We start from the raw sequence: 24,133 nt of genomic DNA, 5'->3' as shown, positions 1-24,133 counted from the left end.
CGGAATATTTAGTCCTTGGATTTCCTGAAGGATAAATAATAGTCTTCATCTTGGCTTTTCGTTAACATCAGCTTGTAATATATATCAATGACCAACGGCAACCGCTGAAACCAACTCAGTTCTTCACCTGCAAGTTGCTCTAAGTGCTTCTGGGCAAAAAGTGAAGGATGTATATCCCCATAGGTATATTTGACCTCCACATAAGTCATAAAGCTCGGATCCTTATGCTTTGCTTTTGCCAGCGCATACATGAATAATCCCTTTTTATTGAATGATAAGATAGAATCACTTCTGGATGAGGTTTCATTTTGCCCAGTAGAACTAATTAGAAATCGCCTCTCTTCAGAAAAATAAGTTTCCTTCATACTCAAGTCCAATGAATTTTCTGGATATGTTATGGGAATTAATTGATCAACAGGATAAGCAGGATAGGTAGATTTTTCACAATTATAAATGTATATGTCCTTTCGGAGGCCACTAGCTTCCATCAGCTCAAGTATGGCCTGGGAATTGGGAAGCTCTCTAATGTTTAGGGAATTATTATCCTTTACATCCTCCAAAAAGAGGAAGGTCTTGTCAGAGACCTTAACCGGATCAGGGTATTTTGTGAACAAAAAATGCTCATATGAAGCAACAAGTTGGTTCAAGGCAGCCATCTTTTCCCGCCCTATCTCTTTTGAAAACTGCTCAATTTCCTTGTGTTCCGTCGTACAACCAAAAGAATAGGTCAATAGAAGGAGGAGTAAATAAAGATGTTTCATAAGCTTTGGACTAAAACGTTAATGCTAAACCTCTGAAAATCAATATAGCGCTTCCTATAATATACGTATTTTTTTGGGAGGAACTGTTGAAATTTTAGTAATGAGCACAAATACCATTAGACATTCTTTTTTGAGGATCCTGGTTTTATCGAATTTATAATCTGATTATCCGCAATGATGCCAGTAACCTTAAATCCTTTGCTTAAGTGGTCGGGAGTTTGAAGACTGAAGACCGAAGCAGTTGATATTTTAACTAAAACCAACATTTCGATTCGCTTTTAACTTTTACTGGTGTAATTGCGGATATACATAATTTATAATTTCCATAAACAGGAAAACTAGCAGACCCTTCATAAAAATGCTATCATCAAAAATATTCCTGCTCCCATATACAGCGTAAGCTAAAAATCTACCATTTATATAATTTTTTTATTTTTACTCCCTTCTTATAAATAAGCTGAGTTTATTTATAAACAAATTTTAATTAGCTAAGCATATATGAACAAATTTCACCCCAATTTTATCAGGGGCCTACTGATCTGTTCCCTCTTATGGGGAGCTGCCTTTCACAGTGGTGAAGCCCTAGCCCAGCGCAAAAAGAAAAAAGATAAAAAAGAAGAGACCGAAACCCCTAAACCAAAAGAGGACAAAAACGGCATCAAAGCCTATTCAAAAGTAATTACCGGAGAAGCCAAGACCAAAGCAGGGCTTTTTACAGTGCACCAGATTGAGGAAAAGTATTATTATGAGATTCCCGATAGCCTGATGGGCCGAGAAATGCTGGTGGTCACGACCATTGCCAAAACCGCAGACGGAATGGGATATGGAGGCGAACGTGCCAATACCCAAGTGGTACGTTGGGATAGAAACGGTAATGATATTTTACTCAAAAAAGTATCTTACAATAATACCGCAGCAGACTCCCTTCCCATCTATCATGCAGTCAAAAATTCTAACCTTGAACCTATCATATACAAATTTGATATCGAGGCCATGGGTAAGGACAGCAGCAGCGTAGTCATTGAGGTAACAGACCTCTATTCTAAAGATATCAAAACCATAGGCCTCCCAGACTACAGAAGAAAAGCCTATAAAGTTTCCAGACTCAGCACAGAGAAATCCTATATAGAAAGGATCACTCCCTATCCTATCAATATAGAGAATCGCTATGTAATGACCTATGAGGCTTCTGAGCCGCCATCCAACAGCAGCATGGGCTCTATTACCGTGGAAATGAATTCTTCCATGGTGCTCCTTCCCAAAGAGCCTATGAAGCAAAGACTCCATGACCAAAGGGTAGGCTGGTTCACTACTACCGTGCAAGATTATGGATTAGATGCCCAAAAGGCAGCAAAAAGAACTTATTTGGACCGCTGGAGGCTGGAAATAAAGGATGAAGACATAGAAAAATTCAAAGCGGGAGAATTGGTTGAACCCAAAAAACCAATCGTATACTATATTGATCCTGCAACTCCTGAAAAGTGGGCTCCATTTATCAAAAAAGGTGTAGAAGACTGGAATGTGGCCTTTGAAGAAGCTGGTTTTAAGAATGCCATACAAGCCAAATATGCCCCAAGTCCGGAAGAGGATCCAGACTGGAGCCCTGAAGATGCCCGTTATTCTGTAATTCGCTATTTCGCTTCAGATATCCAAAATGCCTATGGCCCTCATGTTTCCGATCCAAGATCTGGAGAGATTATTGAATCTGATATCGGCTGGTTCCATAATGTAATGAACCTATTAAGAAACTGGTACTTTGTGCAAACAGCAGCAGTGAATCCAGATGCAAGAGGCGTAAAATTCAAAGATGAAGTAATGGGTAGATTGATCCGCTTTGTCGCCGCACATGAAGTAGGCCATACTTTGGGACTTCCTCATAACTTTGCTTCTTCCCACGCCTACCCTGTGGACTCATTAAGAAGTCCTTCCTTCACCCAAAAATACGGCACTGCACCATCCATCATGGACTATGCCCGATTTAACTATATCGCCCAGCCGGAGGACAAAGGGGTTAACCTATTCCCTAATGTCGGCCCATATGACAAATATGCAGTTGCCTGGGGTTACAGACCTATTTTGGATGCCGAGACACCTGAAGATGAACAAGGTACTTTGGATAAATGGATATTGGCAAAAAATGATGATCCGCTTTACCGCTACGGACGACAAGGAAACTCCTATGATCCAAGTGCCCAAAACGAGGATTTGGGAGATAATTCCATGAAAGCTTCTGAATATGGCATTAAAAATCTCAAAAGGATCATGCCTCACCTAATTGACTGGTCAGCTGAAGAAGACCAACCATTCAAAAACTTCCAAGATTTGGAAGAAATGTATGGTCAAGTACTTACCCAGTTCAACAGATATATGGGACATGTCCGCACTAATGTCGGAGGAGTGTATGAGGTTTATCACTCTGCCGGACAGGACAAGGCAGTGTATACCCATGTGGATAAGAACACCCAGAAGTCAGCCGTCCTATTTCTCAACGAGCAATTATTCCATACACCTAAATGGTTGATTGATGACAAAATCATAGCACGAACAGAAGATTTCGGCTATACAGACAGGATCCGCAGTGCCCAAACCAATATCCTAAATAGCATCTTGGACTGGGGCAGGCTGGCAAGGGTGATTGAAAACACCGCACTTAATGGTGCTGAAGCCTATGACATGCTGAATCTTTTTGCCGATTTAAGAACTGGAATATGGACTGAACTTTCTTCAGGAAAAAGTATCGATATTTATAGAAGAAGCCTTCAGCGTGCCCATGTCGAAAGGCTTGAATACCTGTTAAATAATGAAGCCTCATCAGGAAGGGGCAAGCAGATCGACGCCTCGCAATCGGATATTAGACCAGTTGTTAGAGCAGAGCTAAAAGCCCTACAATCAAAAATAAAAGCGGCCATCCCTAGGACTGCTGACAAGGTTTCCAAAATCCATTTGGAGGATTTATTGGCCAGAATCGATACCATTTTAGATCCAAAATAATCACTGATCTAAAAGCAAATTACCAAGGGGAACGATATGTTTCCCTTTTTTCGTTTACAAGATAACAAAAGGCCTCGGATTTATGCTAACCAAAGATCATGAGGGTAAATTCATTAAATTCTCGTAATTTTAGCCAAGGAATCCAGGAAAACCTAAATGATAGATATGTCTTCAAAATCAGCTGAAATTCTTAAAGATAACCAACTTCGCATCACCAGTTGCAGAAGGGATGTGCTCAAGGCTTTTTTGAAAAAGGATATTGCCCTTTCTCATTCGGATCTTGAGGAAGCATTAAAAGAAAATTTTGACCGGGTAACCATATACCGTACACTTAAGACATTCCTGGAGAGTGATATCATTCATAAGGTCTTAGATGATACTGGTGTAACCAAATACGCACTTTGCCACCATGATACTTCTGAGAGCCATCATGATCACGAACATGTGCATTTCAAATGTGATGTCTGTGGAGAAACTCAGTGTATTGCAGAAATTGCGCTGCCCGCCATAGCCCTTCCTGAAGGCTTTGTCGTAAAGGAAAAAAGTCTTTTGGTGCACGGCACTTGCAACAAATGTAGCTAAACTTCTACAGGTGGGCCAGGTTTCTTGGTCTTGGGAGCATCAGAAGGCCATATTACACCCGGAGGCAAATCAATCTTCGGAGGAGAATTATCCTCTACTCCCCCATCACCATCATCCCCTCTATTTCTGCCTTTTCCAAAAGGTGGCCGAGACATGGTCACAATAAAATACACGAGCAGCACATAGGCTATTCCACATAAAATCATATCTATGGTCAGACTGCTCATAACAATTAGATGTTTAGGATAATTTACAAGAAATATCGCTATAAGTCAATAAGCTGATACACATCATTTTACTATTCATATAGATTTCTTTTGTCCTTAATAATTAACAAGGCCAGTGCACTATAAATCATTAAGAAGCATTTTCCACAGATTATGAATAGACCATTTAGACTTGAAATACATCAAGCAAAGCCCAGCTTATTTTCAAGGTAAAGGACCAGAAAAACCAATTCCTCACTTGATACCGTCATTCCTTTATTCAACAGCCGTTTTTTAAGGCCCCTATGAAAAAAATCCCTGCTATTTTCCAATCTACTTGTTAAATACCTCATATCATCGGATATTTGCCGTTCGTAAAACTATTGCCATGATTGTAAAAACTAAAAAATACAAGCTAGAAACAGGTACCTATTTAAAAATGGGTTTAGTAAATGTCTTGAAAGATCAATGGTGGGTCATATTGATCGCAGTAGCTATTGCTTGTGGATATTTCTGGATTCCTTCTTGGTGGTGGATCAGCATGGCCATCGTGGCTTATTTGCTTTATATCCTTTTCTGGGTGATCCAATTTGCCGGGGTAAGTCAGATGGAACAGAACAAGGTGATGTTTGAAAAGCTAGCCTACGAAATCGACAGTCGCCAAATTATGATGAAGATCAACACCAAACAGGGAATGCCTATCAACTGGTCAATGATCAAAAAAGCAGAAATCACCAAGGACGCTTTTGTACTTGTCATGTCCAAGGCCCAATTTATACATCTCCCTTTCAAAATCTTCAACACTGAAAACGAAAGAAAGTTTGTGGAGACCATTCTAAAGAGAAAAGGATATATCAATTAATATTAAGGACCGGCCAAGCTGGTCCTTTTGCTTTTGTAAGCAAATAAAAAGGTGATCTTCCCAGACTATAATCTTGGAAAAACCACCTTGATTTTATTCTTTTCTATCCCATCAGGACTTCAACTCATAGCCATTTTCATAATCGTAATGCAGCATCCTTGAAGCCTCCACATCATAGTGGAAATCCTGCTCCTTTGGATCCCAATGAAGCGTTCTTCCCAGTTTATTGGCAATATTCCCCAAAGAACAAACTGTACAGGTGCTATGACCTATTTCTACATTAGCAATAGGGTCCTTTCTTCTAATTACACTTTGGATAAAATCCACATAGTGAGCCGGTCCTTCAGAAATATTCTGCTCTTCATCCGGCACCTGTAAACTTGGGTCTGAAGATTTAAATTGGCCCCTGCCAACCTGTATCCAGCCCTTTTCTCCAAAAAACTTTACTCCCCGGGCATTCCCATCAAATGGCTCTGCCGTCATCACTATTCCATTGGCATACTTGAAAGTCAAGGGTCTACCATCCTTTTGGGGTAGGATCTCAACAGGTCCATTCTTATCCATAGCGATCCCCCATTGGGCTATATCAAACATATGTGCTCCCCAATCGGTCATCAAGCCTCCCCCAGTCTCTTCATACCATCTCCAAGCTCCCCAAATTTGTTCATTCTGAGGTGGATTAACGGTGATGGGCGGATTGAGTTCAGCGTTATAATGTATAGCCTTAAGAGGCCCCATCCACAGCTTCCAGTTTAAATCAGATGGAATACTTTCTTCCGGCAGATCATAAGGCTTGGGAGATTCCGGTTGGCCTACATTGACTTTGATATGCTTAATTTTTCCTATTTGTCCTTTTTGCACCATTTTCACGGCATATTGGAAATTAGTTTCCGAACGCTGCTGGCTACCCACAGCCAGTACGATGGCATTATCCCGAACCGCCTTAACCAAAGCCTGCCCTTCCTTAATAGTAAAGGTCAGCGGTTTCTCCAAATACACATCCTTCTTGGCATGACAGGCATCAATGGCTATCATCGCATGCCAAAAATCCGGAGTAGCAATCACCACCGCATCAATATCCTCACGCGCCAAAAGATCCTGGTATTTTTCATATACAGGTATGTCCTCTGGACTTTTGCTATAATGCTTCCCCACTTCATGTTGAAAGCGTTCTCTTTTTACACCGTACACATCACAGCCTGCAATTACCTCCACTTGGGGTATATTGATCATCCCTTTTAAAATCCCATAGGATTGTCTCCCCAAACCAATAAATCCTAAGCGAACCTTACTACTTACTCTTAGTTCATTCAGCTTGGCAACTGGTTTTGCATAGTTCAGTTGTGGAATAATGGAAAGGCCTGCAGCACTTAGCAGGGAAGCCCCCATGAACTTTCTTCTTGAAAAATGTGCGGAATCATTCTTTGACATAATGGATTTGAGTCTTGTTAACATAATACTGTTTCCTGAAAATACAGTGACACGGCCGATTTAACAAACCAAGCCAAAGCTAATGCTCCCAATATTTCACTAATATCAGTTTTAAAAAGCTTCTTCTATCTCGTACTTGTCGATAGTGAAAAACAGCCTGTCCTTCTTTTCAAAATTCCTCCTTGGGGCCGTCTTTATACTGATCTGTTTCCCCTCATCATCCACCAAACGGACTATTTGATGATCTCCATAATATAAGGTCCTTGCGACCTCACCACTCAATGGCTGCTCTGTATTTTTCTTGATTTTCGCATCCTCAGACCTAAAAAGTATCTTTACCGTTTCGGTAAAATTCTTGGATTGCTCATCAGCTATAAAACCAAAACCACAATAAAAGCCTTCCTCCGTGGGAGTCGCCAAGATTTCATTCCTTTTTCCGAAAAAATTGGCCACATAAGCATTGGCTGGATGCTTATAGATATTCACAGGGCTATCTACTTGCTGTAACTTGCCCTTGTGCAAAATAGCAATGGTGTCTGCCACAGAAAGGGCGTCCTTCGCATGATGACTGGCCAAAATTGCTGTAACCCCACTTCCTTTCACGATATCAATCAAGTCTTCGCTGATTTCGTTTTTAAATCGTGTATCCAAACTCCTGAAAGGATCATCCAATAGCAGCAGTTTTGGCTTGGAAGCCAAGGCCCTGGCCAACGCTGCCCTTTGTCTCTGACCAGAGGAAAGCTGATGGGGGTACAAAGCAAAACTATCCTCCAAACCCACCAATGCCAAACTATCCCTAGCAATAGTGCGGGCGTTTTTTTCCTGCTGGTGAAGAGCACAACGCACATTTTCTAAAAGTGTCATCTGGGGAAACAAAGCGTAATCCTCAAAGATCACCCCCACTCCACGCTGATTGGCAGGAGTAGCCATCTTTCCGTTTACAATAGTTTGCCCCGCATAAGTAATCTTTCCCTTATCAGGATGCTCCAAGCCAGCGATTAGTTTCAATAACGTAGTTTTCCCTGAGCCATTCTCTCCAACAATGGCCATGATCTCCCCTTCTTTCACATCAAAGCTGATATGCTGCAAGGAGTTTCCTTTGGATTGGGGATATTTTTTACTAATGTCGTGAAGGGAGAGTAAATTCATACTTTACTTATACTTCAAAATTTGGGGGATAAATAATGAAAACACTAATTTTTCAGCTATTCCAGTAAATTTAAAAGGAAAATTTCGGTATAAATACATTTGAAACTAAATATTGGTGCTATTCTGACCTTTAAAAAGACATTTAAACAAGAAATTATCCTTTTCTATAATTTTAACATGTTTATTTATATCAAATCTAAATAAAAAGAAAAAACATATATATTTGCAGCTAGTTTTTATAGGCTTTAAAAAGCATTGATGATATGACCATTCAGCAATTGGAATATGTCTTGGCAGTAGATAAACACCGCCATTTTGGACATGCTGCAGAAGCATGTTTTGTCACACAACCCACTTTGAGTGCGCAGATCCATAAATTGGAAAGTGAACTGGATGTAGTCATCTTTGATCGCTCCAAAATGCCAGTCATCCCGACTGAGATCGGCTCCCAGCTTATCGAACAGGCCAAAAAGGTGGTTTCTGAAAGCAAAGGGATCTATGAGCTCATTGCCCAGCTTAAAGGAAATATCAGCGGCGTAATCAAATTGGGTATCATCCCTACACTGGCCCCTTACCTGTTGCACCTCTTTATCCGTAATTTTCTTGAAAAATATCCCAACGTCCAACTTCAGGTAGAAGAATTAATTACCGAAGAAATTGTCAAACGGCTTCGTAATGACGAACTGGACTTAGGCATTGTGGTAACACCACTGGAAGAACAGGGCATTATAGAAAAGCCCATGTTTTATGAAAAATTCTACGCCTACCTCTCAAAAGGACATCAATTACTAGCCAATAAGGAGGTAAAAGTGGAAGACCTCATGGGGGACGATTTTTGGATGCTTCAACAGGGCCATTGTTTCCGTGATCAAGTCCTCAATATTTGCGAACAAAGTAAATTCCAAAGGATGAACTTCCACTATGAAAGTGGTTCACTAGAGGGATTAAAAAACATGGTCAACCGTTACAAAGGCGTCACCCTCTTACCCGAATTGGCCACATACGAACTCAGTGAGGAGGAGAAAACCAGACTTCGCCCATTTGCTGGAGAAGATCCTATCAGGGAAGTGAGTATCATTCTCAACAGAAGCTTCCTCAAAAAAAGACTGGTAGAGTTGCTTTACAACGAAATCACGGCTTCTATTCCAGCCAACATGACCTCAAAGGCCCATGGGAGGATTGTAAAATTCAAATATTGAGAGAAGGCTTTGAGATGATCCTAATCCCCAACTGATTGGAAAATGCGCACTTGGCTGGAATTCATTGATTAATAATGTAATTTTGGGCTTTCTCATATTTAATATAAAAATCCCAAATATGGCAGCTAAAGAATACATTAAGCAAAATCAGGAAAAATTCCTCCAAGAACTGTTTGATTTGCTTCGCATTCCTTCAGTAAGTGCTGATCCAAAGTTCAAATCCGATGTCTTTAAAGCAGCTGATTATGTAAAGGACAGCCTGATCAAAGCAGGTGCTGATCAAGTAGAAATATGCGAAACCCCTGGCTACCCAGTAGTATATGGGGAGAAAATCGTCGACCCTAGCTTTCCGACCATTTTGGTTTATGGTCATTATGATGTACAGCCTGCGGATCCATATGAGCTTTGGGACTCGGCCCCTTTTGAACCAGTCATCAAAAAGACTGAATTACACCCTGAGGGAGCCATCTTCGCCAGGGGATCAGCCGATGACAAAGGACAGTTTTATATGCATGTCAAAGCCTTTGAAACCATGATGGCCGAAAACGAATTGGTCTGCAATGTGAAGTTCATGATCGAAGGCGAAGAAGAAGTAGGTTCTGATAACCTTGAGAATTTCATCAAAGAAAACAAAGCTAAACTGCAAGCAGATGTCGTCCTGATCTCTGACACCAGTATGATTTCCTTGGACACTCCTTCCGTAACGGTTGGTCTGAGAGGTCTTGCCTATATGCAGGTAGAAGTTACTGGACCTAATCGAGACCTTCATAGTGGTACCTATGGCGGTGCCGTGGCCAACCCTATCAATGTGCTTTGCAGGATGATCGCACAACTTCAGGATGAAGACAAAAAGATCACTATTCCAGGCTTCTATGATAAAGTAGAACAGCTTTCTGATGAATACAGGAAAAAATTGAATGAAGCGCCTTTTGAACTCAATGACTATAAGAAAAAGCTGGACATTAAGGAAGTCGAAGGTGAAGCAGGTTTTACTACCTTAGAACGTACAGGTATCAGGCCTACCCTTGACGTAAACGGTATTTGGGGTGGATATATCGGTGAAGGTGCCAAAACTGTATTGCCTTCAAAAGCCTATGCAAAAATCTCCATGAGACTGGTACCACATCAGAACCACCATGAGATTGCTGAACTCTTCCAGAAGCATTTTGAATCTTTAGCGCCAGATTCTGTAAAGGTGAAAGTAACCCCTCACCATGGAGGAAAACCAGCCGTGGTTCCTACCAATTCTGTAGGATACCAAGCAGCTGAAGCAGCCGTAGAGACAGTATTTGGCAAAAAAGCCATTCCTACCAGAGAAGGGGGATCAGTGCCCATCACTTCCCTTTTCCAAGAGGAATTGGGCCTTGACCCTATTCTATTGGGATTTGGTTTGGATACGGACGCTATCCACTCTCCAAACGAACACTATGGTATCAAAAACTACCTCTTAGGTATCGAAACCATTGTTCAGTACTTTAAAGAATTCAAAAAACTTTCCAATAAATAAGAAAAAAATAATTAAGCCTTCGAAACCACAAGGATTAAATTGCGTTGGTTAAATTTCAAGATTCCAGAAAGAATTAGAAATTAACCTAGCAGTAAAACCTTGTGGTTTTAGTTTTTAGGAACTTATTAACAAAGGTTTGCCTTTTGTAATCAATCCATTGATTAATGACGCATGAGCACATTGAAAAAATCATTCCGTATTGCTTTCATTTTATGCTTACTAAGTGTAAGTGCCTTTTCACAGATTATCCAGCCACCAAAATGGGAACTGTCCCTATCTGATCAATCAGCTGAAGTTGGCGAAGAAATAGAACTGATTTTTAAGGCAGAAATTCCGCAAAATTGGTATATCTATTCAAATGATTTCGATCCGGACTTGGGCCCTATGCTTACTGAGTTGAGCTTGGAGGGATCTGAAGGACTAGAAAGGGTGGGCGAACTCAAAGCCATAGATCCCAAAAGAAAGGTAGATAAAATCTGGGAAGGTGAAGTAAGCTACTTTACAGGCAAAGGCGAGTTTAGGCAAAAAATCAAGATCACTTCCGAACAAGTTAAAACAAATGCCACAGTAAGCTACCAAATGTGCTCTGATGTAACCGGGCAATGCGTGCCTTATGAAGAAGACTTCTCCAAAACCTTCAGCGCCAAAGCTACTAACAATACCCAAACTCAAGAGCCTGTCACAACCTTCAAAGAACAAACTTCTGAAGAGTCAGAAAAAGCTCAAAATAAAGAAGTCCCAAAAACTGAAAAAGCTGAGAGTCCAGAAAAGGAAAGGAAACCTAGTGAGCAAACCACTGACCTTTCAGGTGATCCGGAAGGCAAACAAGGCGATGCCACAGACTTGCTGCCATTTCTAATTGCCGCTTTCCTAGGTGGTTTAGCCGCACTCCTGACCCCTTGTGTTTTCCCAATGATCCCCATGACAGTTACCTTCTTCACAGGAAGAAGTAAAAACAAATCACATGGAATAAAAAATGCATTTATCTATGGGCTCAGTATTATTGTGATTTACACCTTGGCAGGAACCTTAGTCGCTGCTATCCAAGGCCCTGAATTTGCCAATTGGTTATCCACTCACTGGCTGCCAAACATTTTCTTCTTCTTGGTATTTATTTTCTTTGCATTGGCTTTCTTAGGCCTTTTTGAAATCACTTTGCCAAGTGGCTTGGTCAATAAGATGGATGCCAAAGCAGATAAAGGAGGCTTGACAGGAGTTTTCTTTATGGCCTTCACCTTGGTGTTGGTTTCCTTTTCCTGTACTGGCCCGATTGTAGGCTCCATCCTTATAGAATCTGCGGGTGGTGAAATCATAAAGCCAATCCTAGGTATGTTTGCCTTTTCATTGGCCTTCGCAGTTCCTTTCACCCTATTTGCTATCTTCCCAGAATGGCTGAACGGCCTTCCTAAGTCTGGAGGTTGGTTGAACGCTGTTAAAGTAGTATTGGGATTTTTGGAACTTGCACTTGCCTTCAAATTCCTAAGTGTAGCCGATCAAGTTTATCATTGGGGACTATTGGACAGGGATATTTATTTAGCCATTTGGATCGTAATCTTCGCCTTACTTGGACTTTATTTACTGGGTAAAATACGCTTGCCACACGACTCACCTCTAGAGAACCTAAGTGTACCTAGATTGCTTCTGGCCACCATCACCTTTGTATTTGTCATCTATTTGATCCCAGGGCTATTTGGTGCCCCACTTAAGTCACTGAGCGGATACCTCCCTCCAATGGCTACCCATGATTTCAATTTGGAAAAGTTGATCCGTGAAAATAAAGGGGCTGCTGTTTCTGAGAGTGAAATGACCGAAGCACCAAAATATGCCGACTTACTTCATTGGCCCCATGGACTACAAGGATATTTTGATTATGAACAAGCCCTTCGTGTTGCTAAAAAAGAAAACAAACCACTTTTCATAGATTTTACCGGTCATGGCTGTGTTAACTGTAGGGAGATGGAAGCAAAGGTTTGGTCTAATCCGGAAGTGCTCAGTAAATTGAAAAATGATTTCGTCTTGGTGGCATTGTATGTCGATGAAAGAACTGAACTTCCAGAATCAGAATGGTATACATCTGAATATGACAATAAAGTGAAGAAAACCATTGGCAAACAGAATGCTGATTTCCAGATCACACGATTCAATAATAATGCACAGCCTTATTATGTCATTTTGGACAATCAAGAAAATATGTTGATAAGACCAAAAGCCTACGATACTGATCCGCAGAATTTTATAGAATTCCTGGACAATGCCAAGGCTGAATTTGAAAAATAAACCTAAACATATTGCTTAAAATCAAGGTGCTGAAAACAAATTCAGCACCTTTTTTGTATATGGAGTTGTGGTTATTAATAAAATTTGATGATCGCCCATAAAGTAGCGGATCCTATGACCAACCAAAGCAAGCTAGCCTGCAATAATATTTTAGGGCCTCCGCTGAAAAGTACTTTCTTGGACAAACTGCTTCCTACCAGAAATATTGCCAGGCACATGCATGCATGAGAAAGGCTAACGATATATGACCTGATCATTCCAATCTCAGGCAAATAACTATTGAGCAGTACTGCAATTACAAAAAGCCCTATAAAATAAGGAATCTTTACCTTACTGGCCTTCTTAGAAAACGCTACGGCTGCAATCAGTGCCACAGGAATTATCCACATTGCCCTGGCCAATTTCAAAGTGGTCGCAATGGCCAAAGCCTGATCACCAAACTGGCTGGCCGCACCCACCACAGAACTGGTATCATGAATAGCAATGGCACACCAAGTTCCAAACTGCTGAGGACTTAGACCTAACAAGTCGCCTATGAAGGGAAATACAAACAATGCCAAAGCATTTAAGACAAATACAGCACCCAAAGCAATGGTCACCTCACTCTGCTTGGCCTTGATGACCGGACTAACTGTGGCTATGGCACTTCCTCCACAAATGGCCGTGCCTGCAGCAATCAAAAAAGATAGTGCCTGACCTGATTTAAAGACTTTTCCTATTACCAATCCAAGAACCAGCGTACTTAGGATTGCTGTCAAAATCAATGGAAACGCTTGCTTTCCCATAGCAATAGCTTCTGGTGCTTGAATGCTAAAACCAAGGCCCACCACTGCCAGCTGCAATAGATAGTCGGTCAGCTTTTGCCCACTTTCTCCAATTGGGTTACCGACAAAAAAGGCAAATACCAATCCCAACAATAAAGCAAAGGATGCCGATACAAATGGAAACAAGCAGATAATCCCAGCCAAAACAAACAGCAATTGCCTTAAGCTAATTGCCCGGTCCAAAAATCTTTGGAATCCGATAATCTTAGTGCCGATATGATTGCTTCTTTCCATCTTCTATTACCTCTAATTGGGATGAAACAAAGTTGAAGCAATTCAATCACTTATGGAAATTGTTTTTAGCAATGACTGATTACCTGAGGTTATAATGAAGGGCAAATTTCATAAACAAATCTGATAAAGAATCACCTTGACCATGAGGCTGGATGAAAAAGAAATAACGCTCTATATTCAGTTCATCCATTTCTATCACCGAGAATTCCTTATTCTCAAGCTCCTTTAACACCGTGAATACTGATAAAAAAGCCATGGCATTGGAGTTCATCAAATACCGCTTGATACTTTCCGTGCTTCCCAATTGCATTTCCTTCTTGAGCTGCCCCAATTTTATGCCCAAGGGCTTGAGGGCATGGGCAATTACCTCCAGTGTTCCTGAACCTGGCTCTCTTAATAATAAAGATGTCTCCAGTAATTCTTCTTTTGAAATGGCTCCCTTCTTTCCTTTCGGATGGCCAGTTCTGGCTATTAATAAAAGTTCGTCTTTGATAAATTCGGTGTACTTGAACAAGGTCTGTTTTGAATGTCCCTCTATTACACCCAAATCAATTTCCTGATTGTGCAGCAGCCGCTCTATTTGTTCGGTGTTACCGGTGGTCAAACTGAGCCTGATATCCTTAAACTTATCATGAAAAGAAGCCAAAATAGGCGGAAGGAGATACTGCGCCACTGTAGTACTCGCCCCGATCCTCAACAATCCCCGATGGGACTGGGCAAAATTGTTCATCTCAAACTCCAAATTTCGGTATATCGCAAAAATCTGTTCTGCATACTCAAACAGGGAATGACCGGCAGGAGTAAGTGAAATTTTACTGCCCTGCCGATCAAATAGCTTTACTTTATAATGTGCCTCTATCTGGCGGATATGTTTCGTAACAGCTGGCTGGGTAATATACAATTCTTCTGCAGCCTTGGTAAAATTAAGCCGCTTGGCCACCGTATGAAACACTTGAAGTCTAAAATCAAACATAAAGTGAAGGTAAGACTTTTTAGGAACCTGAGGTCAAGTACAATAACCTTCTTTTGGCTTCCTCATTCTTTTTTACTTCATCAGAAATCCTTTTGGGGTCAATATCAAATTCATATTGACCTTTTCCATTCTGCATCAAAACAATGGAATTCATGATCAATAGTGCCTCGGTACCATCCATTGATTGGTATAAAGCCTTGGTCATTTCTTCAACAGGATTAGTCAAACCGTTTAGTCCCAAAAATTCCAATGCCCGCACCCTCACTATCATTTCTGAATCACTGGAGGCTATGTTTTCAATGGTATCTCTCAAGCCAAGAGCTTCTTTCCCAAAGCTACTAGCCGCAATAATCCCCCAATATCTTTTCCAAGGATCATTATTGGACAAAGCCTTTCTAATTGACTTATCCACATTTTCGAATTTCTCCAAACTTAAATCAGCGATATCCACATAGGCCTTGATATCGGACTGATGCTCCTTTCCAAATTCAACTGGATTATCAAAGGCATTCTTGATCAAGTAAAACTCTGGATAAAAGGATAAATCCGGCATTCCTTTTACCCATTTTTGCAAATCCTGTCTAAGGTCCAATAAAGCCTCTTTGTACATAGGATCACTCGCAAGGTTATTTGTTTCATATGGGTCACTCTCCAAATCATAAAGTGCTTCAACAGGCTTTCCTTCAAAGAAGGCCGCTTGGGTCTCATTTAATTCTCCCTTTTTATATAGCTCCCACCATTCTTTATAGGCCATTTGCTTATAGCGGTAGTTATTCATCAGTCCATCAAAATTGAATGGCTGGTAATTTCTGATATATTTATACTTACCTTTCCTTAAGGACCTCACCAAATCATATTTTTCATCAAATCGATCAGCATACCCGTAGGCTTTGTCTTCTTTATAAGCCTTTTTCAATCCTAAAAATGGTCTTCCATCCATTTCCTTGGGTATATCAACTCCTGCCAGTTGTAATACAGTTGGTCCGAAATCCACAAAACTCACAAACTCCTTCACTCGACTTCCTTGTGGATAAGTCACCATGTCCTTAAAGTTTTCTGGAATGTGGATAACTAAGGGAACATGCAGTCCTGTCTCATATAAATAGCCCTTACTTCCAGGCATAACCCCACCATGGTCTCCATAGTAAAAAATAAAAGTATCATCAAGTAATCCCTCTTTCTCCAGTTCAGCAACCAGTTCTCCTACTTTTTGGTCCATGCCCTGAATTTTAGAAAGATACCTAGCTCTTGTGTATTCGAACAAATCAGTCTTTGGATGACGTGGATCCAATTCCTTCGGATTAGGCAATTCACTCAATGGCTCTTTTTGCATTACCTTCTTATCAAAGTGCAAACTCCCCTCATGCGTGGAAGCAATATTATACACATGAAAAAAAGGCTGTCCATCTTCCCGGTTTTTATAGCTGGCTTCATTCGAAGAGTCATCCCAAACGCCTTCATTTTTGATGAAGTTATAATCTTCTTTGGCGTTATTGGTGGTATAATAACCCGCCTCTCTCAGGTATGTGGGAAACATCTTTAACTCATTGGGCAAAGGTACTTTTTGCAATTTTCGGTGATATTCTGCTCCTAGTCTAGGCGCATAGCAACCTGAAATCAAGGTAGACCTGGCCACACTACACACTGGACCATTGGAAAATGCATGATCATAAATCAACCCAGTTTCAGCAAGAGCGGAAATATTTGGGGTATTGACCCCATTTTCATCATATAAGGATAGATAATGTTTTGAATTGTCTTCAGAGGTAATCCAGACAATATTGGGATGTTTCTGTCCAAAAGCAGGGTTACTAAGGACAATACTTAGCATGAATAATAAACTAAGTTGGGTGATCAATTTTGGCATTGTTACTTGTTTTGGCGATGGAAATAAAAATTTGGAGCCTTAATTATAAGGCTCCAAAAGGTCAATTATGAGATCAAAGGGGTATCTAATTCAGCTAAGGATTTTTGGATATCCTCATCACTTAATTCGTGCTTGACGATCTTTCCGGCAAAATAATCTTCATAGGCTTTCATATCAAAATTCCCATGGCCACAGAGATTGAAAAGAATGGTTTTAGAGACACCTTCTTCCTTACATTTTTGAGCTTCCTTGATGGCAGTCGCTATTCCATGTGTCGCTTCAGGAGCAGGGATAATCCCTTCAGCTTGGGCAAAAGTTACACCTGCTTCAAATACTTCTATATTATCATGGGCACTCGCTTCTATCAATTGATCTCTTAGCAATTGGCTTACAATCACCCCTGCCCCGTGATATCTCAATCCACCGGCATGGATAGGCGCCGGAACAAAATTATGGCCCAAGGTGTACATGGGCAAAAGTGGCGTCATTCCTACATTATCCCCAAAGTCGTACCTGAACACCCCTTTGGTCAATTTTGGACAGGAAGTAGGCTCACTGGCAATACAGCGTATATTTTTCCCCTCTTCCAAATTCAGCCTTAAAAAAGGGAAGGCCAAGCCGGCAAAATTGGATCCACCGCCAAAAGGCGCAATCACAATATCCGGCATATCTCCTGCTTTTTCCATTTGCTTCACAGCTTCCAGGCCAATGATAGTCTGATGAAGCTTTACATGGTTGAGCACACTTCCCAGAGCATATTTAGTTTCAGGATCTGTTACAGCGCGTTCAATGGCCTCAGAAATGGCAATCCCCAAAGAACCTGAAGTATTAGGGTCCTTCTCCAAAATCTTCTTGCCCACTTCTGTAGCCTCAGAAGGAGATGGAAAAACCTTTGCTCCCCAGGTATTCATCATCACTTTTCTGTATGGCTTATGATCATAGGATAACCTCACCATATACACCTCACAGTCTATATCAAAGTGTTTACAAGCAAAACTTAAGGCACTTCCCCACTGTCCAGCACCGGTCTCAGTAGTTATTCTTTTGACGCCTGCTTGCTTATTGTAGTAAGCTTGAGGAACAGCAGTATTAGGTTTGTGAGAACCAGATGGGCTCACACCTTCATATTTATAATATATTTTAGCAGGTGTATCCAAAGCCTTTTCCAAGCCATAGGCCCTATACATTGGCGTTGGTCTCCAAATGGAATAAATATTTCTTACCTCATCTGGAATATCTACCCACTTTTCAGTAGTAACTTCTTGTTTGATGAGTTCTTCAGGAAATAAGTCTGCCAATGCTTCAGGACCAATTGGCTCTTTGGTCACAGGATGAAGCGGTGGTAGTGGCTTATTGGGCATATCAGCAACGATATTATACCACTTATCTGGGATTTCACTTTCACTAAGAAGAATTTTACGGTTTTTCATATGATCATTTAGGTTATTATGAATGAATTTTTCAAAAAATGAAATATAAAAATAAAAGAGATGATTTTGGACAAAAAACCAACTAATTCAACAACCAATTAACCATGACTAAAAATCTATATAAATGAATTGATACATGATCAATATATCATTTCCCTTGCAATTATCCCTGTGAGATTTCCTCCATTTATGGGGCATTCCCACGTTTATATATTCCTTCGTTTTGACACAAATCCAAGACAAGCAGAAGTCTAACAAGATCCTGGCACCATATTTAACAATCTTTCACAAGGTCCAAAACCAACTTAGCGTAGCATTTGGTTCAAGTTTTGCGTATCGTCATAAAGACAAAGTATAGCATTATGAAAAAGGTAATTTATTTAAGTTTTTTCTGCCTTTTGGGCATGGCCTCCTGCTCCAAAAAGAACATCCCGGCAAAAAGCGAAAACAATCAAGAAATGAGCGTACAAGACAAGGATTTCAATATCGACTTCAAAGCCAGCGGCAATGAGCCTTTCTGGTCACTGAAGATAGATTTTGACAAGAAAATGGTTTTCAACACCCTTTCTGGATATGAAATCATCACTCCTGTTCCGGAGCCTATCCGCATACAGGATGTCAATGGTCTTAGTTATAGAGCAGAAACAGAAAAAGGCAGTTTATATGTCACCATTATCCGAAGCAAATGCCAAGACACCATGGCCGACAAGGAATCTGACTACCAAGTAAGTATCCAAACCAAGCTGAAATCAGAAAATGAATACCAAGAATACCGTGGCTGTGGAAACTATCAAGGCGACTATAGGCTGAATGATATCTGGGCATTGGAAAGTATCAATGGAGAAAAGCTATTTGAAGGAGGCAAAGCTCCCAATATAGAATTTAATCTAAGGGAAAATCGCTTCTATGGCTTTGGCGGATGCAACAGGATAAATGGCTCTTTCAGCTTGGGAGATCAAAAGATCAAATTCGGAAAGGCACTTTCTACCATGATGGCCTGCCCAAAAATGGAGGAAGAAGGAATTTTCACTGCTAAAATCAATGACCAAGAATACACCTACCAAATTCAAGAAGGCAAGTTACGGCTCTGTAATCGTGACAATGAATTGGTGTTTAGAAAAATCGACTAACCCAAACGATAAATAAAAAGATGCTGTCCATTTATTGCTTCCATTGTTATGATAGGAGCTTTTGGGACAGCATCTTCTATTTTTTAATCCTTTTCCCGTAGAAATCAGGAGTAAATTTTTTCGCATTTCTAATCCCAAATCAATTCTGGGATATCCTGCTCAGCAAATAGGCACAGACTGATATTCACTTTTAGCTTGATCAACAAAGAGAAAGCCGTCATCCTCTTAAAATCCAAAGGCTCGTAGCTAAGAAGGAACTGAAAAAAGTAATAGCTTAGACTATCATTAATAAGAATAAATCTAAATAAATCAAAAAATCCTTGTCAGACAGTCAAATCGGATTTAATTTTGCCCTCATTAAGAATTAGTCTAAATAGAATCTATGATGAAAAAAGGTTTACTATTCACCCTATTTGTATGCCTATATTCATTGGTTATGGCACAAACCGGCCAGCTAGAAGGAACAGTCACCGATGAAAAAGGAAAAAAAATCGAGTACATCAATGTATTGATAGAAGGTACTGACTTGGGAGCTTTAACGGACAAAAATGGAAAATTCCATTTCGACAATGTTCCAACAGGGCCACAAACCGTCAAATTCAGTTCATTCGCTTACGAATCATTGACCCGACAAATACAAATCAACGCGGGTAAAACCACTCAAATTGATATTAGCCTAAGTGAAGGAGAATTGGAACTTCAAACGGTGGAAATCCTTGGTAGAGCAGAAACCAGTTATAAGAACACCAGTTCCTTTATAGGTACTAAGTCTTCCACCCCCATCAAAAATGTTCCCCAATCCATAGGCTATGTCACCAAGGAATTGGCCTTGGACCAAGGTGCCTTTAGGGTAAATGACGTAGTAAAAAACATCAGTGGCGTAAATCAATTTACTTTTTATAATGATATCACGATCCGCGGCCACCGTATCAAGGGACAAGATATATCAGGCAATTTGGTGAATGGCATGCGTGCATTTACCAGCTTTTGGAAACAACAGCTGATCCCTCATATTGAAAGAGTGGAAGTCATCAAAGGCCCTGCTTCAGCCCTCTTTGGCAATGCTTCTGCCGGTGGCACCATCAATAGAGTAACCAAAAAACCGCTGACTGAATCAAGACAGTCCATCACCTCCACAGTAGGAAGCTTCAATACTTTCCGGGTCTTGGGAGACTTCACCGGTCCAATGACCGAAGACAGGACCTTGCTGTACCGTCTAAACTTAGGTTATGAAAACTCCGGTAATTTCCGGGATTTACAATATGACAAAAACTTTGTTGTAGCCCCTTCATTCTCCTTCCTGCCTTCTGATAAAACCAGACTTAACCTGGATATCGTTTACCAAAACTCAGACGGTAGACTGGACAGAGGTCAGGCGGTTTTTGGTGATGGAAACCTCTATTCCGTACCAACTACAAAGGCCCTGAATGCCGCCAATGATTATTTAAAGGAAGAAAGTGTCAATGCCACCATCTCCCTTCGTCATGAATTTACAGAAGGCCTGAGCTTTAACTCCATCTTTATGAGATCCAACTATCAGGAAGATCTCTTGGAACACAGAAGCAATAATAAATATGCCGCCCTTGGCGATGGCAGCCTAGATCCAGAAAAAGTGGAAATGAGGATGTCTATCAGAAAAAGAAGTTGGAGCAATAATAACTTCAACAACTACTTCAACTACAATTTCAATACAGGAAGTGTCAGTCATAAAATGCTATTGGGCTATGACTACTTCCAGCAAGTACTTCACCCAGGCGGTTCACAGATACAAGCCAGAGGATATTTATTGGCCGACGGAAGTGGCGCCACCAATTCTTATAACCCTGCCAATAAAGACCAATATGCTTTAGATGCGGATGGAAACCCTATCCCTGTAGTACCGCATTTTGATCTGACCGACCCATTTGCCAATCAGATCAGGGATATCAGCAAATACCTGTACAGCACTAATATTTTCGCCCAATCACAGCTTTACTCCAACGGAATTTATATTCAAGAGCAAGCCACCATAGGTAAACTACAGGTACTTTTGGGCTTAAGACAGGAATATTATACGGATGTACTCAATTACAAAAGTGAAGATGAGGAAAAAGTCACCCAAAACGCCCTGATTCCAAGAGTGGGTTTGGTCTATGAACTTAATACTAATATCAACCTTTATGGTACTTATGTACAAGGCTATCAACCACAAACAGCCAGTGTAATCAACGACCCACTTGCTGGAGGGCCTTTTGATCCTTTGACCAGTGAATTAAAAGAAATTGGTGCAAAGAGCGATTGGTTTGAAGGTAGATTGAGCGCCTCTGTTGCCCTTTACTACCTTACCGAAAAAGGTGCGCTTTACAATGCCAATGAACCAGGAAACCCTGATCTGCTAATGCAAACTGGAAAAGATGTTTCCCAAGGTTTTGAACTGGACCTTGCTGGAAAAATCACTGATAACTGGAGCTTAGTGGCCAACTATTCCTTTAATGAAGCGACCATTGAAGAAAGTGATGATGAAAACCTAATCGGAAGACAAAAACCCAATGCCCCAAAACATGCAGGAAATATCTGGACCAAATACATCATTAGCGATGGTTCTTTTAAGGGGCTTGGATTTGGATTGGGCGCCAACTTTGTAACAGAAAGATATGGTTCACTAGGGTCAACTGCAGAACCGCCAGTTTTTCCTTCCTATCAATTAGTAGATGCTGCACTCTATTACAAAATGAAAAAATTCCAGATCCAAATGAACATCAACAATGTACTGGATAAAAAACATTGGGTAGGTGGATATGACTACTTGAGAGCCTTCCCTGGTGCACCTAGGAATGTAATGACCACCATTTCTTATGTCTTCTAATTAAAAATAAATAGAACAATAACATTTAAAACTTCCGGATAATCACCGGAAGTTTTTTGGGTTTATAAATATGGATACAAAACTACTTTGGCGGATTCATAATTGGCTGGGCCTATATACCGGCGTGGTGATTGCCTTTCTGTGCATCACTGGTGCAGCAGCCTTGTTTCGTCCCGAAATAGACAGGGCACTCAATCCCCATCTGACCAAAGTAGAAAAGCAATCCAAGACCGTTTCCTTGACTGAGGCAGTGAATAAGGCCTTGGCCGCCAATCCGGACAAAAACCTTTTTGAGGTGGAACTACCAAAGGCTTACGTCGACACCTGGAACATCCGCCTTAAACCCAAAGAAGCCCAAGACTTATACCCCATGTTTTGGGAGGTCTATATCAACCCCTACACCGGAGAAATTCTAGGTCAAAGAAACTATTTTGAGTCTTTCAGCTATTACCTCAGGAATATCCATGTCCGGTTTTATGAAGCAGAATATGGCAGGCAAATCGTTGGATTGGCAGGAATTGCCCTATTGATTTCTACCCTAACGGGCTTCCTTATTTATGGAAAATTCATGAAAACACATGCCTTTGGTGAAATCCGTAAAAAAAACACCCGAATCACTCAAGGAGACATCCACAAAATGATTGGTGTGGCCACCTTGGTATTTAACTTCGTAATCGCCGTTACTGGTGCCTGGCTAGGCTTGCAGGCATACTTGATGCAAGCCGCAGACATGGAACTGCCCAATAGTTATATCAGACATGAAAAGCCCCTTAGCAAAGCTGATGACACGGTGTTTCCTTTGGATTATGATCTAATAATGAATAGAATCCAGGAAGAATTCCCAGAAATGCAGCCTTGGAATATCCGCCCTACGACTAATGGAGAAGCTCTAATCCATATTTATGGAAATGTAAAAGGCCAGACCTATGAAAGAAGAACCAATAAATTAGTCTTGGACAAGGCTGATTATCGCCAACTACATCGGTACAATATCAGCGAACAGGACTTTGGGGACAAACTGTTCTTTGTACAGGAGTCATTTCATTTTGGGGACTTTGCAGGACTTCCTTTGAAATTATTGTACTGTTTTCTGGCACTCTGTTCTGCCTACCTCTCCTTGAGTGGCTTTATCATTTACTTAGAGCGCACCAAAAAGCAGAAAGCAAGCAATCCCCAACCCATCAGTACGACACTGACAAAATGGTCTTTGGGCATGCTATCCTTCTTGGTGGTCACCGCCATCTTAAGCATGCATTACGGCATAGGAATCCCCTCCCTGATCGTCACTAGCTTAGTGTATGGATCACTTTTGATATTTATCATAAAAAGCTTAGGAATAATGCTTTTACGTAAATTGAAGCCATCAAAAAGTCTACGCAGCTAAATATGAAAACAAGAACACAGCAGTTTAACCAACATTACCTGGTTCCATTAGTACTCGCCCTGGGTATGGTTTCCTTGGTATTTTTCTTGTATGCTTTTGCCGAATACTTGAATACTCCTGAGCTCTTTGAAATGGATACTTTTTATTACTACGAAGGAAAAGGATCTTGGTCAGACTATCAGGCATCACAACAATTCTCTTCTATTAAACATATGTTAACTACTGCTATATGTATATGGGCAGCATTGGCCAAAAACCTACGAATAAGCATTTTGGCCATAGTGATCAGTATGCTGGCTTACAGCTTCTGAAATGAAATCTCCCCAAAAGTTTTCTCTAATAAAAAGCACTGTTTCAGTAAACTCTCACGCAGTTTCCATATAATTTTGCTCAAAATCTATCAACAATTATCCTATCTGGGCTGTAGACTATGCACCATCTAGTTAGTTTATAAATTTATACTTAATATTATTTTTCAAAA

Annotated in this window: 18 protein-coding genes; 10 read left to right on the top strand and 8 right to left on the bottom strand. The window is 40.7% G+C overall.

Annotated elements, in window-relative coordinates; translation table 11 throughout:
* Positions 1-8 precede the first annotated feature (8 nt).
* Positions 9-761, bottom strand: a complete 753-nt coding sequence (locus KZP23_RS06525; protein ID WP_226335292.1) for a hypothetical protein — start codon at positions 759-761, stop codon at positions 9-11.
* A gap of 498 nt (positions 762-1,259) precedes the next feature.
* Between KZP23_RS06525 and KZP23_RS06520 the strand changes: the two genes are divergently transcribed.
* Positions 1,260-3,752, top strand: coding sequence for a zinc-dependent metalloprotease (locus KZP23_RS06520; RefSeq protein ID WP_226335291.1), 2,493 nt, complete (start codon positions 1,260-1,262; stop codon positions 3,750-3,752).
* 165 nt (positions 3,753-3,917) lie between these two features.
* Complete coding sequence (locus tag KZP23_RS06515) at positions 3,918-4,334, top strand: Fur family transcriptional regulator (RefSeq protein WP_226335290.1); 417 nt, start codon at positions 3,918-3,920, stop codon at positions 4,332-4,334.
* Here the strand turns inward: KZP23_RS06515 and KZP23_RS06510 are convergent.
* Complete coding sequence (locus KZP23_RS06510; RefSeq protein ID WP_226335289.1) at positions 4,331-4,561, bottom strand: hypothetical protein; 231 nt, start codon at positions 4,559-4,561, stop codon at positions 4,331-4,333. The two genes, KZP23_RS06515 and KZP23_RS06510, sit on opposite strands and share 4 nt — an antisense overlap.
* 367 nt (positions 4,562-4,928) lie before the next feature.
* Between KZP23_RS06510 and KZP23_RS06505 the strand changes: the two genes are divergently transcribed.
* The gene (locus KZP23_RS06505; protein ID WP_226335288.1) at positions 4,929-5,402 is read left to right on the top strand and encodes a YcxB family protein; all 474 of its coding nucleotides are present in this window, start codon (positions 4,929-4,931) and stop codon (positions 5,400-5,402) included.
* Positions 5,403-5,513: 111 nt separating this feature from the next.
* Here the strand turns inward: KZP23_RS06505 and KZP23_RS06500 are convergent, their stop codons facing one another.
* Together KZP23_RS06500 and KZP23_RS06495 are read right to left on the bottom strand one after the other, a co-directional pair.
* Positions 5,514-6,833 carry a Gfo/Idh/MocA family protein gene (locus tag KZP23_RS06500; protein ID WP_226335287.1) on the bottom strand — a complete coding sequence of 440 codons (1,320 nt, stop codon included), beginning with the start codon at positions 6,831-6,833 and terminating at the stop codon, positions 5,514-5,516.
* 111 nt (positions 6,834-6,944) lie between these two features.
* Entirely contained in the window at positions 6,945-7,982 is a 1,038-nt protein-coding gene (locus KZP23_RS06495; protein WP_226335286.1) for an ABC transporter ATP-binding protein, read from the bottom strand.
* 263 nt (positions 7,983-8,245) lie between these two features.
* Here KZP23_RS06495 and KZP23_RS06490 point away from each other — a divergent pair, with 263 nt between their 5' ends.
* The 3 genes from KZP23_RS06490 (at position 8,246) to KZP23_RS06480 (ending at position 12,965) form a co-directional block, all read left to right on the top strand.
* Positions 8,246-9,181, top strand: coding sequence for a hydrogen peroxide-inducible genes activator (locus KZP23_RS06490; RefSeq protein ID WP_226335285.1), 936 nt, complete (start codon positions 8,246-8,248; stop codon positions 9,179-9,181).
* Positions 9,182-9,299: 118 nt separating this feature from the next.
* Positions 9,300-10,688: a dipeptidase gene (locus KZP23_RS06485; RefSeq protein WP_226335284.1), complete on the top strand. Its 1,389-nt coding sequence runs from the start codon at positions 9,300-9,302 to the stop codon at positions 10,686-10,688.
* A 171-nt stretch (positions 10,689-10,859) separates the two neighbouring features.
* Positions 10,860-12,965, top strand: coding sequence for a protein-disulfide reductase DsbD family protein (locus KZP23_RS06480; protein ID WP_226335283.1), 2,106 nt, complete (start codon positions 10,860-10,862; stop codon positions 12,963-12,965).
* Positions 12,966-13,039: 74 nt separating this feature from the next.
* Here KZP23_RS06480 and KZP23_RS06475 read toward each other — a convergent pair whose 3' ends face one another.
* From KZP23_RS06475 to KZP23_RS06460, 4 genes are all read right to left on the bottom strand, one after another.
* Positions 13,040-14,023 (bottom strand): YeiH family protein, encoded by a 984-nt coding sequence (locus tag KZP23_RS06475; RefSeq protein ID WP_226335282.1) that lies wholly within the window; start codon positions 14,021-14,023, stop codon positions 13,040-13,042.
* A 79-nt stretch (positions 14,024-14,102) separates the two neighbouring features.
* Positions 14,103-14,996, bottom strand: a complete 894-nt coding sequence (locus KZP23_RS06470) for a LysR family transcriptional regulator (protein WP_226335281.1) — start codon at positions 14,994-14,996, stop codon at positions 14,103-14,105.
* 19 nt (positions 14,997-15,015) lie between these two features.
* The gene (locus KZP23_RS06465) at positions 15,016-16,863 is read right to left on the bottom strand and encodes a sulfatase family protein (RefSeq protein ID WP_226335280.1); all 1,848 of its coding nucleotides are present in this window, start codon (positions 16,861-16,863) and stop codon (positions 15,016-15,018) included.
* Between the two features lie 65 nt (positions 16,864-16,928).
* Positions 16,929-18,293, bottom strand: a complete 1,365-nt coding sequence (locus tag KZP23_RS06460) for a TrpB-like pyridoxal phosphate-dependent enzyme (protein ID WP_226335279.1) — start codon at positions 18,291-18,293, stop codon at positions 16,929-16,931.
* Between the two features lie 362 nt (positions 18,294-18,655).
* Here KZP23_RS06460 and KZP23_RS06455 point away from each other — a divergent pair, with 362 nt between their 5' ends.
* From KZP23_RS06455 to KZP23_RS06440, 4 genes are all read left to right on the top strand, one after another.
* Positions 18,656-19,423, top strand: coding sequence for an META domain-containing protein (locus KZP23_RS06455; RefSeq protein ID WP_226335278.1), 768 nt, complete (start codon positions 18,656-18,658; stop codon positions 19,421-19,423).
* A gap of 436 nt (positions 19,424-19,859) precedes the next feature.
* Positions 19,860-22,268: a TonB-dependent receptor gene (locus tag KZP23_RS06450; RefSeq protein ID WP_226335277.1), complete on the top strand. Its 2,409-nt coding sequence runs from the start codon at positions 19,860-19,862 to the stop codon at positions 22,266-22,268.
* A 70-nt stretch (positions 22,269-22,338) separates the two neighbouring features.
* Positions 22,339-23,652, top strand: coding sequence for a PepSY-associated TM helix domain-containing protein (locus KZP23_RS06445; protein WP_226335276.1), 1,314 nt, complete (start codon positions 22,339-22,341; stop codon positions 23,650-23,652).
* A gap of 2 nt (positions 23,653-23,654) precedes the next feature.
* The gene (locus KZP23_RS06440; RefSeq protein ID WP_226335275.1) at positions 23,655-23,963 is read left to right on the top strand and encodes a hypothetical protein; all 309 of its coding nucleotides are present in this window, start codon (positions 23,655-23,657) and stop codon (positions 23,961-23,963) included.
* The last annotated feature ends 170 nt before the right edge of the window (positions 23,964-24,133 follow it).

The organism is Echinicola marina (genome assembly GCF_020463795.1).
GTDB classification, from domain to species: Bacteria; Bacteroidota; Bacteroidia; order Cytophagales; family Cyclobacteriaceae; genus Echinicola; species Echinicola marina.
The sequence above is the reverse complement of the archived record's forward strand: the minus strand, read 5'-3'. Positions and strand labels throughout refer to the sequence as shown.